The sequence below is a fragment of the Microbacterium phyllosphaerae genome, assembly GCF_017876435.1.
Lineage (GTDB): Bacteria > Actinomycetota > Actinomycetes > Actinomycetales > Microbacteriaceae > Microbacterium > Microbacterium phyllosphaerae.
The window spans coordinates 524028-537447 of sequence record NZ_JAGIOA010000001.1 but is presented as its reverse complement, the minus strand read 5'-3'; the positions used below and the strand labels follow the sequence as shown (position 1 = coordinate 537447).

The following is a 13420-nucleotide window of genomic DNA, read 5'->3' as shown; positions in this document are numbered from 1 at the left end:
CTACTCCGCGGACTCCGTGCCGGCCGGGTGGCGGCGGCGCCGCATCGCGAACAGGCCGAGGCCGAGGGCGAGCAGCACGACCGCTCCGACGATGTACGGCGTGCTGTCGGCACCCGTCGTCGCGAGCGATCCGTCGGTCGCTCCACCCGTCTCGCCCGGCGTGGTCACCCCGCCGCTCGCGGCGGCGGTCACGGTCACCGGCGAGGTCACCTCTGTGCCGTCGGCGAGGATCACCGCGAGGGTGTGCGTCCCTGCGGGGGTGTTCGCCGGGATCGTGAGCGTGCGGCTGAACGCGCCGTCCGCATCGGTGGTCGCGGTGCCCAGGTCGACCGGGTCGGAGCGCAGCTCGAAGCGCAGCGCGGCATCCGCCTCGAATCCGCTGCCGGAGACGGTGATCTTGCCACCGGCGACGACGGATGCGGCACCCAGCGTGACCTCGGGCGCGGCGGGCTCCTCGATCACGGGCGGGGTGACACCGGCCTCAGTGACCCACTTCTCACCGGCATCCGACTTCGTCACGGTGAAGGTGTCGTAGACCGAGCCGACGGGGAGGTCGGTCGTGGCATCCGGCTGCTTCTCCGCGAGGTACGAGCGGTAGACGAGCTGGTTCTTCGACACGTCGATCACCTGGTACGTGGTCACGCCCTGGCCGCGCAGCACCTGGGTGGCGCCGTTGTTGGTCCAGACGTTCTTCTCCGGCGTCTCGAGCTCGTAGTGCTTCGCGCCCGAGTTCGACACGACGTAGACGGGGCCCGAGGTCATGCCGGGGGTGTCGGTCGCATCGGTGTTCACGTAGCCGCGGGCGTACGTGTGGTCGTGGCCCATGAGCACCAGGTCGATGTCGTTGCGCTGGAAGACGGGGAGCCACTCGGCGCGCAGCACCGGCTCGTCGCGACCCTCGGATGCCGAGAACACCGGCTGGTGGAACGTGACGACGTTCCACTTCGACGGGCTGTTCTGCAGCAGCAGGTCGAGCCATGCGGCCTGGAAGCGGGTCCACAGCACGCCGATCTGCGCCGAGGGGCACTCCGCACCCGTGCACGACGGAAGACCCGCCGGGGTGAGGAAGGTGGTGTCGCGCGTCGCGTTGAGGGTGATGAAGCGCACGCCCTGGTAGTCGGTGTAGTACGCGGTCTCGGCGGCGAACGAGCTCCAGTGATCGAAGAACGCGCGGTACTGAGCCGCGACCTCGGTGTCACCCTTCGCGAGGTCGGCCAGGTCGCCGATCGTGCTCGTCGACGGGTTGTTGTGGGGGTACTCGAACGCGGCCTTCCACGCGGTGAGCAGCTTGTCGCCCGAGTACTCGTGGTTGCCGGGGGCCGCCATGACGTTGGTGCGGACCGCGGAGTCCTCCATGCCCTTGAACCAGTTGAGCCACTCGTTCTCGTTGCTCGAGGTGTTGATGAGGTCACCGGCGTGTACGGAACCGATCGAACGGGGAGCCTGGGCCTCCGCCTGCTTCACCACGCTCGGCCAGGTCGTGTCGAGGCCGATCTGCGCGTCGCCGTAGTAGATGAACTGGAAGTCGGTGGCCTTGGGGTCGGCGGTGCGGAACTCGAACCAGTCGCTCCAGCTGCCGGGAAGACCCACGCGGTAGCGGTAGGCGGTCGCGGGCTGCAGACCGGTGACCGTCGCCGAGAAGTGCTTGTTCGGGTTGCCGTTCACGACTCCTGCGTCGTAGGCGTCGACCGTGCGCGTCTCGCCTCCGGCCGTCGGGGCGATCTCGACCTGGCCGATCGTGTGCGAGGCGTCGCCTGCGAGCCATGAGAACGACTGCGACACGGCGGGCTGCTCGGTCGGGGTCAGGATCACGCGGGTCGGCGGAGCCACGACGGGCGAGCCGGGGTCCGATGCCTCGACGAGCGTGAGCGACGACATGTCGAAGTAGATGTCCGAGCTGGTCTCACGGTCCTGGAACAGCGCGACGGCGATGTCGTTCGTGCCGTCGTGCAGCAGGTCGCCTTCGGCGCTGAACGTGCTGGTGAGAGGGTCGCCCCCGCTGTCCCCGGCGTACTCGACGTTGACGGTGTCGGTGATGCGGCCGTCGACGTAGCGGGCGACCTCTTCGCCGTTGATCCAGACGACGATCGCGTCGTCGTAGGTGATGGTGCTGCGCAGCGCCGCGACCTGCTCGGCGACGCCCGCCTCGAGCTCGAACGTGGTGCGGAAGAAGTAGGTGGGAACGGTCGGCGCCGCCGTCCCGTCGATGTAGTGGTTCAGCAGCGTCTTCGGGGTGACCGGCCCGACCGGCGCGAGCGCGCCCTTCTTCGCGCCGAACGAGCCGGGTGCCGACTTCCAGGCGCTGTCGTCGTAGTCGGGGAGGGTCCAGTCACGGAGGGCCGCGGGTGCCGGCGACGGGTCGGAACCGTCGTCGAGGTAGCGCCAGCTGGTGTCGCCGGTGATCAGCGAGCCGGTCGGCACCTCGGGGTCGGGTGCGGCGGTCGCGATGGGGGCGACGACGGCGCCGCCGAGCAGGGCGAGGACGGCGGCGGACGCGAGTCCGTAACGCCGCCACCGCACCGCAGGGGTGGGGGAGGTCATGAGTGTCCTTCGTGAGGTGGGGGTTTCCGTGCTCAGCCGCACGGGGCCCGACCAGCCCATCGAAGGAGGATGACCTGGCGGTTGCCATCGCCCGACCGATGGGTGAACGTCGCTACGGTGGGGGCATGAGTTACGCAGGCGAATCCTCGATCGAGGCACGCGTCCGGGCGGTCACTGCCGACTTCGGCAGGCGTCAGACGCGGCTGTTCATCACCTTCGCGCTGATCGAGGGACCGGTGCTGCTCCTGCTCGCCGTCGCGATCTACGGATTCGAGCTGATCGATCCCGAGGTCGGCATCTGGTTCATCGTCGCGGTCGCCGTGGTCGGCGGATTCCTGATGAGTGCTCTGCTCATGAGGCTCATGCAGGCCCGAGTCCGCGCCATCGCCCAGGCAAAGGGCGAGAACCCGCTGTTCTGACCCCCGGTACGCTGGAACCCATGCTCAATATGGCTGACGGCCTCGACCGTCTCGGCGCGCTCGCCGAGAATCCGGTCGTCCGCACCCTCGCCGACGCGTTCTCGGCGGCGGGCTTCGACCTCGCCGTGGTCGGCGGTCCGGTGCGCGATGCGCTGCTCGGCCGCCCGACGCACGACCTCGACTTCACCACGAACGCGCTGCCCGACGACATCCTGCGCATCGTCACGCCGATCTCGACCGCCCAGTGGGACATCGGCCGTGCGTTCGGCACGATCGGCGCACGGGTGCAGGGCGAGCAGGTCGAGGTCACCACGTACCGGGCCGACAGCTACGACGGGGTGACCCGCAAGCCGACGGTCGAGTTCGGCGACACGATCGACGCCGACCTGCACCGCCGCGACTTCACGGTCAACGCGATGGCGCTGCTGGTGCCGGCCGTCAAGCTCGTCGATCCGACCGGGGGCGTCGAAGACCTCATCGGCGGGGTGCTCCGCACTCCGGCGGATCCGCAGGTCTCGTTCGGCGACGACCCACTGCGGATTCTCCGCGGGGCGCGCTTCAGCGCCCAGCTGGGATTCCGCATCGATGACGCCACGTGGGATGCGATCACCGAGCTCAAGGCGACACTCGAGATCGTGAGCCCGGAGCGCATCCAATCCGAGCTCGTGCGGCTGATGCAGACCGATGACCCCGTGCGCGGCATCCGCGTGCTGGTCGACACCGGTCTGATCGAGGAGTTCCTGCCGGAGGTCAGCGCGCTGCGACTCGAGGTCGACGAGCACCACCACCACAAGGACGTCTACGAGCACTCGCTCACGGTGCTCAGCCAGGCGATCTCGCTCGAGCAGTCGCGCAACCCCGGCGCCGAACCCGACGTCGCGCTGCGCATCGCCGCGCTGCTGCACGACATCGGCAAGCCCCGCACCCGCAAGCTCGAAGACGGGGGAGTGGTCACGTTCCACCACCACGACGTCGTCGGCTCGCGCATGGCGCGAAAGCGTCTGCAGGCGCTGCGGTTCGACACCGACACGACCGACGCGGTCGCGAAGCTGATCGAGCTGCACCTTCGATTCTTCGGATATGCCGAGGGCGCCTGGACGGATGCCGCGGTGCGCCGCTACGTGCGCGACGCCGGCGACCAGCTCGAGCGCCTGCACATCCTCACCCGCGCCGACGTCACCACTCGCAACAAGCGCAAGGCCGGTCGCCTGGCCGGAGCCTACGATGACATCGAGTCGCGCATCGCCGCGCTGCGCGAGCAGGAGGAACTCGACTCGATCCGTCCCGAGCTCGACGGCAACCAGATCCAGAGCATCCTCGGCATCGCCCCCGGTCGCGAGGTCGGCGAGGCCTACAGGTTCCTGCTCGAACTGCGTCTCGACGAGGGTGTCATCGGACCGGATGCCTCCGAGCAGCGCCTCCGCGAGTGGTGGGCCGCCCGGGCCTGAGCCCGCTCACTCCTCCGGTTCGTCACCGCGTACACCTGCATGCTCAGATCACACCTGCATGCCCGGATCGCCGATCTGAGCCTGCACCCGTGATCTGGACATGCATCTGTGCACCACAACCGGAATATCGCGGGTTCCGCCCGTGGCATCCGGCTCCTACACTGAGGTAACGCTCCACCATCGACGATCGGAGACGCTGTGGTTGCGTCGTGGCAGGTGTCACGTGACGGCCCGCCTGAGGCCTCTCGTCTCCTGATCGAGCGCGCACACGAAGAGCTGATCGCCGGCAACCTCGACGACCACCGCCTGCAGCAGGTGCGACCGCTGGTGCGGGAGTCCTGGGTGCGATCGTGGCGAGGGCGAGTCGGGCCCGAGGAGGCCCCGCGGATCGAGCTCGTGACCGAAGAGCTCGAGGCGTACCGGCTCGCGCATCCGCTGGCATCCGCCATGGACATGATCCGTGCGCTGCTGCTCCCGGGCACACCCGAGGAATCCGGGGTCGTCATCGCCGTCGGCGATCAGGCCGGACGCCTGCTCTGGATCGAAGGCGACCGCCAGCTGCAGTCGCTCACCGAGGGCATGGGATTCGTCGCGGGCGCGAACTGGGCCGAGGATGCCGTCGGCACCACCGCGCCCGGAACCGCGCTGACCCTGGGTCAGTCCGTGCAGATCCGCGGTGCGGAGCACTACAACCGCCTCGTGCACCCGTGGTCGTGCACCGCCGCGCCCGTGCGAGACCCCGAGACGCAGCGGGTTCTCGGCGTCATCGACATCACGGGCGGAGACGAGGTCGTCTCGACTCAGGCCCGCCTTCTCGTCGACGCCACGGCACGGGCCGTGGAATCCGAGCTCATGGTGGCTCGCCTGCGGGAACGGAGCGAGTCGCATCGACCGACGACGATCTCTTCACGGGCCAAACCGACGACTCGCGCGACACTCCATGTGCTCGGTCGAGACCGGGCCCGGCTCGAGAGCGAGACCGAGCTCGAAGAGTCGGTCATCGAGCTCAGCGCCCGCCACGCCGCCATCCTGCTGATGCTCGCGATCAACCGGCAGGGCCTGTCGGCAGAGCGACTGAGCGAACTCGTCTACGGCCCCGACGCATCCGCCGACACGCTGCGGCCCGAGATGGTGCGCCTGCGCAAGGTGCTCGAGAAGCACGCGCCCAGCCTCGTGCCCGAGTCCCGCCCCTACCGCCTGACCGTGCCCCTCGAGACGGATGCGCACGACGTGCTGTCGCTGCTCGACCGCGGCGCCCACCGCGTCGCGCTCACCGCGTACCGTGGGCCGGTGCTGCCCGAATCGACGTCGCCGGGTGTCGAGGAGTTCCGCGAGACCGTCCGAGCGGCGCTGCGAGAGGCGATGCTGTCGGAGGCGAGTCTCGACGTGCTGCTGGCCTATGCCGAGATCCCGGAAGGGCAGGGAGACGCCGCAGCCCTGCGTCTCGCGCTCGAGATGCTCCCCGCCCGTTCGCCGAAACGCGCGGGTCTCGTCGCCCGTATCGAGCGCCTCGAAGGTCGCTGACGCGGCGTTCGAATCGCGCGACTGGTCGCATTTCGACGTCGGATCGGGTCATTCACGCGATTCGAAACCCGCTGGGGCGAGATGCAACCCGTCGCAACGTTGCGCATTCGGGCGCAACGTCCGCAGACGTACCGTCGGAGCACAGCCGCGCAGCACCGACGCCCGCGGCCCGTCGAAGGAGTCCCGATGACCATCGTCGAAGAAGACGTGTCCACCGCCTACGCCGCTCCCGGTCAGCCGGGCGCCCTTGCGAAGTACCGCCCCCGGTACGGGCATTACATCGGCGGAGAGTTCGTCGACCCGGTCAAGGGACAGTTCTTCGAGAACGTCAGCCCCGTCAACGGCAAGCCGTTCACCGAGGTGGGCCGCGGCACCGTCGAAGACATCGACCGCGCGGTCGACGTCGCCTGGAAGGCCTTCGCGAGCTGGGGAAAGACCAGCCCCGCAGAGCGCTCCGTGATCCTCAACAGGATCGCCGACCGCATCGAGCAGCACCTCGAGGAGATCGCGATCGCCGAGACCTGGGAGAACGGCAAGCCGGTGCGTGAGACGCTCGCCGCCGACATCCCCCTCGCGGTCGATCACTTCCGCTACTTCGCCGGCGTGCTGCGTGCGCAGGAGGGCGGCATCAGCCAGCTCGACGAGAACACCGTCGCGTACCACTTCCATGAGCCGCTCGGAGTGGTCGGCCAGATCATCCCCTGGAACTTCCCGATCCTGATGGCCGTGTGGAAGCTCGCGCCGGCGCTCGCCGCAGGCAACTGCGTCGTCATCAAGCCGGCGGAGCAGACCCCGGCATCCCTGCTGTTCCTCTTCGACATCATCGGCGACCTGCTGCCGGCCGGCGTCGTGAACATCGTCAACGGCTTCGGGATCGAGGCGGGCGCACCGCTCGCTCAGCACAAGCGCATCCGCAAGGTCGCCTTCACGGGTGAGACCACGACGGGTCGCCTGATCATGCAGTACGCGTCGCAGAACCTGATCCCGGTCACGCTGGAGCTCGGAGGCAAGAGCCCGAACGTGTTCTTCGAGGACGTCGCCCGCGACACCGCCGACCCGTTCTACGACAAGGCGCTCGAGGGTTTCACGATGTTCGCGCTGAACCAGGGCGAGGTCTGCACCTGCCCGTCGCGTGCGCTCATCCAGCGGTCGATCTACGACGGCTTCCTCTCCGACGGACTCGCACGCGTCGGCAAGGTCGTGCAGGGCAACCCGCTCGACCCCGCCACGATGATCGGGGCTCAGGCGTCGAACGATCAGCTGGAGAAGATCCTCAGCTACATCGACATCGGAAAGCAGGGCGGTGCGCGGCTGCTCACGGGTGGGGAGCGCGTCGACCTCGGCGGCGACCTGAGCGAGGGCTACTACGTCGCTCCGACCGTCTTCGAAGGCACGAACGACATGCGCATCTTCCAGGAGGAGATCTTCGGTCCGGTGCTGTCGGTCACCTCGTTCGACGACTTCGACGATGCGATCTCGATCGCGAACGACACGCTCTACGGTCTGGGTGCCGGCGTCTGGAGTCGCAGCGGAGACACCGCCTACCGTGCCGGGCGCGCGATCGAGGCCGGGCGGGTCTGGACCAACACGTATCACCAGTACCCGGCGCACGCCGCGTTCGGCGGATACAAGCAGTCGGGTGTGGGACGCGAGAACCACAAGATGATGCTCGATCACTACCAGCAGACGAAGAACCTCCTGGTCTCGTATGCGGAGGGCCCGATGGGCTTCTTCTGAGCTCGACCCCGGGCGGGCGCTGCACCCTCAGCGCCCGCCCGGCACCATCTGCTCCGGAGGAATCGGCAGGAAGGCACGAATCATGGTGAGCATCGGCACCTACCAACGCGTTGACGTGACGGATGCTGCGGCATCCCTCGTGCGCGATCTCACCGAGCAGCACGGGCCGCTGATGTTCCATCAGTCGGGCGGATGCTGCGACGGCTCGTCGCCCATGTGCTACCCCGTGGGGATGTTCATCACGGGGCCGGGAGACGTGCTGCTGGGCGCGCTCGACGTCGGGTTGGATGCCCCGGTCGAGGTCTTCATGTCGGAGTCGCAGTTCGAGTACTGGAAGTACACGCACCTCACCATCGACGTGGTGCCTGGGCGCGGCGCCGGCTTCTCGGTCGAGGGGCCGACGGGCATGCGGTTCCTGATCCGGTCGAGGATGCTGAACGACGCGGAGCTGGAGTACTTCGGATTGGCGCCTTCGGCGGGTTGAGGGGGCCGAAGTCAGCCAGCGGCCGTCAGTAGGTCATCCCCATCGCCGCCCTCACCTCATCGAGCGTGTCGTTCGCGACGGACTGCGCGTGCTCGTTGCCCTCTCGGAGAACCGCGGCGGCGTCGGCGATCGTGAGCGCCGCACGGCGTGCGCGGTGGTCGGCGAGGAACTCGTTCACAGCCTCGGTCGTCAGGCGCTTGAGCGCACCGGCCCCCGCACCACCGACGTCATCCGCGATCTCCTCCGGAGTGTGGCCGAGTACGACCGCGGCCGTCGCGAGCAGCCCCGACACTCCTGGCCGGTTCGCGGGGTCATAGGTGATCACGCGTTCCGAATCGGTGGGGGCGCGCCTGATGGCGTCGGCGGTCTCGTCAGCCGTCATCCCGAGTGCGATCGCGTTCCCATAGCTCTTCGACATCTTGCGGCCGTCGAGACCGGCAAGCTCAGGAGTCTCGGTGACGAGACTGTCCGGCTCGGGGAACACGTCGCCGTAGCGCTCGTTGAAGCGACGTGCGATCGTGCGCGTGATCTCGACGTGCGGGAGGTTGTCCTTCCCGACGGGAACCAGGTTGCCTTTGCAGAACAGGATGTCGGCGGCTTGGTGCACGGGATACGTCAGCAGCAGACCGCTCAGCGTGCGACCGGATGCGGCGAGTTCGGCCTTGACGGTGGGGTTGCGATGCAGCTCCGCCTCGGTGACCAGGCTGAGGAAAGGGAGCAGCAGCTGGTTGAGCGCGGGTACCGCGGAGTGGGTGAAGATCGTGGTCGAGGTCGGATCCAGGCCGGCGGCGAGATAGTCGAGGACGGCTCCGTAGACGTTGCCGCGCACATCACCGGCCGAGTCGCGGTCGGTGATCACCTGGTAGTCGGCGAGGATGACGAACGTCTCGACGCCTGTCTCCTGCAGCCGCACACGTTCCCGGATGGTGCCGAAATAGTGACCGAGGTGCAGCCTTCCTGTGGGGCGTTCGCCCGTGAGAACGCGGTAACTCTCGGGATGCTGCTCGATCGCCGCCCGAAGGCCGGGCATGCGAGCGAGGGTTGCGGCGTATGAGTCCATGATCTGCTCCTGATTCGAAAGGAGCTGCACGGACCATGGATCCGCGAGGGGTTCGCGGGCTGCCGTGCAGCCCGCGCGTCAATGCGTTACGGCTGCTCGTGCAGCCACCACGACGAAACGGTGAAACGCATAGGTCGAGGATAGTGACCCGCGGCGGTCGAGGCGACCGGCAGCGCGATTCCCCTGGTTACCATGGGCCGATGTGGTGGAGCGATGAGGAATGGGCGGAACTCGTGGACCCGGAGCTCTGCGGGATGTGCGCCGACGCTCATCTGCCGGAGAACGAGCACAGCATCCTCCTGGCAACCACAGAGATGACCCACATCCGTCTGGTGCGAAACCAGGCGCATCCCGGCTACACCGTCGTCATCCTCCGCGAGCATCTCACTGACCTCGGTGAGCTGGACGCCGTTCAGCTCAGCGCGTTCTGGCGCGACGTCCAGCGCTCTGGGCGTGCCATCGACAGGGCATTTACCCCGAGGAAGATCAACTACCTGGTGATGGGGCATCGGGCACCGCATCTTCACTGCCATGTGTTCCCGCAGCATCTCGAGGACGACCCTCTTCGGAACGTGGACATCTCCGATGGCCCTGTCTATCCGCCTGACGCGGAGATGGCACAGACGTTGGTCGCACTACGAGAAGCCTGGCACGCGTTGGCCTGACACCGAGGAGTCGTCTGCGGCCAATCGGGCTGGATGATGTCCGACGGGCGGGAGACACGCCGTCGGTCCGGCAGCCATCCGTGAAACGGCCAGCCATCCGTGACGAATGCGAGAAACGGTCGGCGACTCAGCGCGGCAGTCGGGGAACCGCGTCGACCAGTGCCCGCGTGTACGGGTCCTGCGGGGCGTGCAGCACGGATGCCGTCGCACCCTGTTCGACGACACGACCGTTCTGCAGAACCACCGTCCGGTCGCACGCCGAGGCGATCGCGGTGAGGTCGTGCGACACCATCACGAGCGACAGTCCGTTCTCGCGGCGCAGTCGGTCGAGCAGTTCGAGCACCTGCACGCGCGTGGTGACGTCGAGCGCGCTGACAGGTTCGTCGGCGAGCAGCACCCTCGGGCGCGAGACGACGGCCCGTGCGATCGCGATGCGTTGGCGCTGCCCGCCCGAGAACTCGTGCGGGTAGCGGCGGGCGGTGTCAGCGGGAAGCCCGACCGACTCGAGGGCCTCGGCGATGCGGCGCTGCGCGTCGGGGCCGGATGCCAGGCGCAGTGAGCGCAGGGGTTCGCCGATGATGCGGTCGATGCGCTGGCGGGGGTCGAGCGACGAGTACGGGTCCTGGAACACCGGCTGCACGCTCGCCCGGAAGCGGCGCATCTGCGCGCGGTCGCGCAGAGAGAGGGGCACGCCCTCGAACAGCATCTGTCCGTCGCGCGGTGCCGACAGCCCGAGCAGCAGCCGCAGGATCGTCGACTTGCCCGCACCCGATTCGCCGACGAGACCGAGCGAGTCGCCCTCATCGAGGCTCAGCGAGACGTCATCGAGCACCGGACGGGATCCGTACGAGAACCCGGCGGCACGCAGCTCGAGGAGGCTCATGCGCCGGTCTCCTTCGCGTCGAGGAACGCGTCGAGCGCGCGAGCGCTGTCGACGAGCATCCGCGTGTACGGCTCCACCGGATGCTGCAGCACCTGAGCGACCGCGCCCTCCTCGACGATGAGCCCGTCGCGGAGAACGACGATGCGATCGACCATGCGCGACACGACGGCGAGGTCGTGACTGATGAACAGCAGCGCCATGCCGCGCTCGGCGACGAGCCGCTCGAGCAGGGCGAGCACGGCATCCTGCACCGTGACATCCAGCGCCGTCGTCGGCTCGTCGGCGATCAGCAGTTGCGGTTGGGCGGCGAGGGCGATCGCGATCGCCACGCGCTGGCGCTGTCCTCCCGAGAGCTCATGCGGGTAGGCGCGCGCGAACCGCGGCTCCGACAGCGCCACCTCGTCGAGGGCGGCCGCGACGGCGGAACGCAGCTCGGCGCCGCGCAGACCGAGATGGCGACGCAGTGGTTCGGCGATCTGTCGTCCGACGCGCATCAACGGATCGAGCGCGGTGAGCGGCTCCTGGAACACGATCTGGGCGACGGGTCCACGCAGTGGCCTCAGGTCGGCATCACGAGCACCGACCACCTGGTGCCCGTCGAGCAGCACTGACCCTGAGGCCGTGAGCGAATCCGGAAGCAGGCCGGTGACCGCGAGCGAGGTGAGCGACTTGCCCGAACCCGACTCTCCGATCAGACCCAGGCGCTCGCCGGGTGCGAGTGAGAACGACACATCGCGCACGAGCGCGCCGGACGCCGAGCGCACCGTGAGACCGGAGACGTCGAGAATGCTCATCGGCTCCTCCTGCGGGTCGGGTCGGCGAGATCGCGCAGGCCGTCGGCGAGGAAGTTGACTCCGAGCACGAGCGCGATGATCGCGATGCCGGGGGCGATCGCCCCGACAGGTGCGGTGAGCACCGTGCCCTGGGCCTCCTGCAGCATCCGACCCCACGAGGCGTTGGGCGGCGGAGCGCCGAGTCCGAGGTACGACAGGCTCGCCTCGGCGAGCACGGCTGCCCCGAACTGCAGTGCGAGGCTGACGGCGAGGGTCGGCGCGATGTTGGGCAGCACGTGCTGGAAGACGATGCCGACCACACTCGTGCCGCTGGTGCGCGCCGCGGTGATGTACTGCTCCTGCAGCACGCGACGAGCCAGGATGCGGGTGAGGCGCGCGACGACCGCCGACATCGCGAGTCCGATCGCGAGCACGGCCGACCAGAGCGATGCGCCCTGGACCGCCACGACGAGCATCGCGAGCAGCAGCACGGGGAAGGCGATCACGACGTCGAGTCCTGCCGAGAGCGTGTCGTCGACCCAGGGTCGCGAGAAGGCGGCGATGAGACCGATGATCGTGCCGAGCACGGCGGCGATCGCCACCGAGCAGATGCCGACGATGAGCGCGATCCGTGCGCCCCACATGAGCTGCGAGAGCAGGTCGCGGCCGAGGCGATCCGTGCCGAGCAGGTGCAGGGCGCTCGGTCCTTCGAGGCGACTGCCGCTGGTGTCGGCGAGCGGGTAGGGCAGCCAGAACAGCGACACAAGCGCGATGAGCACAATGACGCCGGTGAGCACGAGACCGATCAGTAGGGTCGCCTTCGGGCGCCTCCGCACGGGAACGGAGTCGGTGATCAGCTGCTCGGCGACGCGGCTCATCGGTTGCCCGAGACGCTCGTGCGCAGACGCGGATCGATCAGGCGCTGCACGATGTCGGCGGCGAACCCGACGAGCAGCACGAAGAGCGTGCTGACGACGAGCACGCCCTGGATGACCTGGAAGTCGTGCTGCTCGATGGCCGACAGCAGCAGGCTGCCGAGACCGGGAAGAGTGAAGACGCTCTCGACCACGACCGCGCCAAGGAGCGTCGTCGACAGCTCGATGCCGAGGATCGCGACGACCGGGACCGAGCCGTTGCGCACACCGTGACGCAGCAGCGCCTCGGACATCCCCGACCCGCCGGCGCGCGCGGTGCGCAGGTAGTCGCTGCCGATCACGTCGAGCGTGGCGGAGCGCACGTAGCGGCTGAGGGACGCGCTCATGACGATCACGATGGTGGTCACCGGAAGGGCGAGCGAACGCAGTGCATCCGCGGGATCCTCCCAGTCATCGCGGGGGAATCCGCCCGAGGGGAGCACCCCGAGACCGAGGGCGAAGATCCACACGAGCACGACGCCGACCCAGAAAACGGGCACGGCGACGCCGAGCTGCGCGAAGCCCGAGAGGGCGATCCCGTACCAGCGGTCGGACTTCACGGCGGCGGTGATGCCGATCACGAGCGAGACGAGCAGGGCGACGGAGAACGCGATGAGCGTGAGGGGGAGAGTGACGGCGAGGCGATCGGCGATATCGGGGCCGACCGGACGCGAGCTCAGGAACGACTCACCGAGATCGAAGCGCAGCAGCTGACCGGCCCAGGTCGTGAACTGCTGCAGGAGAGGCTGATCGGAGCCGACCTGCGCGCGGGCGGCGGCGATCTGCTCGGGGGTGGCGTTCACCGAGAGCAGCGCGTTCGCCGGGTCGCCGGGGAGCAGGCGCAGCAGCACGAAGATCGCGATCATCGCGACGACGAGCGACACCACGAGGAACGCGAGGCGGCGCAGCAGGTAGGCGAGCATGGCTTCTCAGGATGAAAGAGGGGGATGCCGACGCGCGGCATCCCCCTCG

The 13420-nt window shown here is 68.5% G+C and carries 12 protein-coding genes; 6 read left to right on the top strand and 6 right to left on the bottom strand.

All coding sequences use genetic code 11. The annotated features are described in order from the left end of the window. Positions 1-2541, bottom strand: coding sequence for a purple acid phosphatase family protein (locus tag JOF42_RS02550; RefSeq protein WP_210096418.1), 2541 nt, complete (start codon positions 2539-2541; stop codon positions 1-3). A gap of 125 nt (positions 2542-2666) precedes the next feature. Here JOF42_RS02550 and JOF42_RS02545 point away from each other — a divergent pair, with 125 nt between their 5' ends. The 5 genes from JOF42_RS02545 to JOF42_RS02525 all read left to right on the top strand — a co-directional run bounded on the left by JOF42_RS02545 (position 2667) and on the right by JOF42_RS02525 (position 8153). Next, complete coding sequence (locus JOF42_RS02545; RefSeq protein WP_060926201.1) at positions 2667-2960, top strand: hypothetical protein; 294 nt, start codon at positions 2667-2669, stop codon at positions 2958-2960. Between the two features lie 20 nt (positions 2961-2980). Continuing rightward, the gene (locus tag JOF42_RS02540) at positions 2981-4408 is read left to right on the top strand and encodes a CCA tRNA nucleotidyltransferase (protein ID WP_210096417.1); all 1428 of its coding nucleotides are present in this window, start codon (positions 2981-2983) and stop codon (positions 4406-4408) included. A 198-nt stretch (positions 4409-4606) separates the two neighbouring features. Further along, the gene (locus JOF42_RS02535) at positions 4607-5932 is read left to right on the top strand and encodes a GAF domain-containing protein (protein ID WP_210096416.1); all 1326 of its coding nucleotides are present in this window, start codon (positions 4607-4609) and stop codon (positions 5930-5932) included. Positions 5933-6118: 186 nt separating this feature from the next. After that, a complete protein-coding gene (exaC, locus tag JOF42_RS02530) occupies positions 6119-7669 on the top strand; it encodes an acetaldehyde dehydrogenase ExaC (protein ID WP_210096415.1) in 1551 nt (516 codons plus the stop codon). Positions 7670-7751: 82 nt separating this feature from the next. After that, positions 7752-8153, top strand: a complete 402-nt coding sequence (locus tag JOF42_RS02525; RefSeq protein ID WP_210096414.1) for a DUF779 domain-containing protein — start codon at positions 7752-7754, stop codon at positions 8151-8153. A 25-nt stretch (positions 8154-8178) separates the two neighbouring features. Here JOF42_RS02525 and trpS read toward each other — a convergent pair whose 3' ends face one another. Then, positions 8179-9213, bottom strand: a complete 1035-nt coding sequence (trpS, locus tag JOF42_RS02520; RefSeq protein ID WP_210096413.1) for a tryptophan--tRNA ligase — start codon at positions 9211-9213, stop codon at positions 8179-8181. A gap of 200 nt (positions 9214-9413) precedes the next feature. Between trpS and JOF42_RS02515 the strand changes: the two genes are divergently transcribed. Next, positions 9414-9878 carry an HIT family protein gene (locus JOF42_RS02515; RefSeq protein ID WP_210096412.1) on the top strand — a complete coding sequence of 155 codons (465 nt, stop codon included), beginning with the start codon at positions 9414-9416 and terminating at the stop codon, positions 9876-9878. 127 nt (positions 9879-10005) lie between these two features. Here the strand turns inward: JOF42_RS02515 and JOF42_RS02510 are convergent, their stop codons facing one another. The 4 genes from JOF42_RS02510 to JOF42_RS02495 are packed head-to-tail and all read right to left on the bottom strand — an operon-like array spanning position 10006 to position 13371. Further along, positions 10006-10761 (bottom strand): ABC transporter ATP-binding protein, encoded by a 756-nt coding sequence (locus JOF42_RS02510; protein WP_210096411.1) that lies wholly within the window; start codon positions 10759-10761, stop codon positions 10006-10008. Next, on the bottom strand, positions 10758-11555 hold the full coding sequence (locus tag JOF42_RS02505) for an ATP-binding cassette domain-containing protein (protein ID WP_210096410.1): 798 nt from the start codon (positions 11553-11555) through the stop codon (positions 10758-10760). Before JOF42_RS02505 ends, JOF42_RS02510 begins: the two co-directional genes overlap by 4 nt. Further along, complete coding sequence (locus JOF42_RS02500; protein WP_210096409.1) at positions 11552-12412, bottom strand: ABC transporter permease; 861 nt, start codon at positions 12410-12412, stop codon at positions 11552-11554. Before JOF42_RS02500 ends, JOF42_RS02505 begins: the two co-directional genes overlap by 4 nt. Next, a complete protein-coding gene (locus JOF42_RS02495) occupies positions 12409-13371 on the bottom strand; it encodes an ABC transporter permease (RefSeq protein WP_210096408.1) in 963 nt (320 codons plus the stop codon). Before JOF42_RS02495 ends, JOF42_RS02500 begins: the two co-directional genes overlap by 4 nt. Positions 13372-13420: the final 49 nt, after the last annotated feature.